1 protein-coding gene is annotated in these 1,844 nt (G+C 65.8%); it reads right to left on the bottom strand.

What is annotated here, in order from left to right; translation table 11 throughout:
* The coding region (gene tkt / locus ACJ8M3_RS24735) for a transketolase (RefSeq protein ID WP_442514787.1) at positions 1 to 1,844 on the bottom strand (1,844 nt) is incomplete at both ends.

A 1,844-nucleotide genomic window follows, 5' to 3' on the forward strand; every position in this document is an offset into this window, starting at 1 on the left:
TCCGCGATACCCGCTTCCACCGCCACGCGCGCCGTTACCGCCGCCGGCAGCACCGACTCGCGGTACGCCGCATCCTGCTTGTCGAACGCGTCGGTCGACGGCATCGACACCACGCGCACCTTGCGGCCCGCCGCGGTCAGTTTGTCCGCCGCCTCCACCGTGATACCCACTTCGGAGCCGGTGGCAATCAGGATAACGTCCGGCGTGCCCGCGCAGTCTTTCAGCACGTAGCCGCCGCGGTACACGTTCGCCAGCTGCTCTGCGGTGCGCGGCTGCTGGGTCAGGTTCTGGCGCGAGAACACCAGCGTGGTCGGGCCGTCGTTGCGCTCGATGCCGTACTGCCACGCCACCGCCGATTCCACCTGGTCACACGGACGCCAGGTGCTCATGTTCGGGGTCACGCGCAGGCTCGCCAACTGCTCCACCGGCTGGTGGGTCGGGCCGTCTTCGCCCAGACCGATGGAGTCGTGGGTGTAGACGAACACGTTGCGCAGCTTCATCAGCGCCGCCATGCGCACCGCGTTGCGGGCGTATTCCACGAACATCAGGAAGGTCGCCGAGTACGGCAGGAAGCCGCCGTGCAGCGCGATGCCGTTGGTGATGGCGGTCATGCCGAACTCGCGCACGCCGTAATGAATGTAGTTGCCCGCCGGGTCAACGTTCAGCGCTTTCGAACCGGACCACATGGTCAGGTTGCTCGGCGCCAGGTCGGCGGAGCCGCCCAGGAACTCCGGCAGCACCTTGCCGAACGCTTCCAGCGCGTTCTGCGACGCCTTGCGGCTGGCGATGTTGGCCGGGTTGGCCTGCAGTTTTTCCACGAACGCTTTGGCGTCCGCTTTCCAGTCCGCCGGCAGCTCGCCGTTCATGCGGCGCTTGAACTCGGCGGCCAGTTCCGGGAAGGCCCTGGCGTAGGCGGCGAACTTGTCGTTCCAGGCCGCTTCTTTGGCCTGACCGGCTTCCTTGGCGTCCCACTGGGCGTAGATGTCCTGCGGGATTTCAAAGGCGGCGTATTTCCAGCCCAGCGCTTCGCGGGTGGCGGCCACTTCGGCGGCGCCCAGCGCGGCGCCGTGCACGTCATGGGTGCCGGCCTTGTTCGGCGAGCCGAAGCCGATAACGGTCTTGCACATCAGCAGCGATGGCTTGTCGGTCACCTTGCGGGCTTCTTCAATCGCGGCCTTGATGGCGTCCGGGTTGTGGCCGTCGACGTTGCGCACCACGTGCCAGCCGTAGGCTTCGAAACGCAGGGCGGTGTCGTCGGTGAACCAGCCGTCGACGTGGCCGTCGATGGAGATGCCGTTGTCATCGTAGAAGGCGGTCAGCTTGCCGAGCTTGAGGGTGCCGGCCAGGGAGCAGACTTCGTGCGAAATGCCTTCCATCATGCAGCCGTCGCCCATGAAGGCGTAGGTGTGGTGGTCGACGATGTCGTGACCAGGGCGGTTGAACTGCGCCGCCAGGGTGCGTTCGGCGATGGCGAAGCCGACGGCGTTGGCGATACCCTGGCCCAGCGGGCCGGTGGTGGTCTCAACGCCCGGGGTGTAACCGTACTCCGGGTGGCCCGGGGTTTTGGAATGGAGCTGACGGAAGTTTTCCAGCTCGCGCATCGGCAGGTCGTAGCCGGTGAGGTGTAGGAGGCTGTAAATCAACATGGAGCCGTGGCCGTTGGAGAGCACGAAACGGTCGCGGTCAGCCCAGTGCGGGTTAGTCGGGTTGTGGTTGAGGTAGTCACGCCACAGGACTTCGGCGATGTCCGCCATGCCCATAGGGGCCCCCGGGTGGCCGGAATTTGCTTTTTGTACGGCGTCCATGCTGAGTGCGCGGATGGCGTTGGCAAGCTCTTTACGAGA

The sequence above is a fragment of the Serratia sp. CY55921 genome (genome assembly GCF_052167655.1).
Taxonomy (GTDB): Bacteria; Pseudomonadota; Gammaproteobacteria; order Enterobacterales; family Enterobacteriaceae; genus Serratia; species Serratia ureilytica.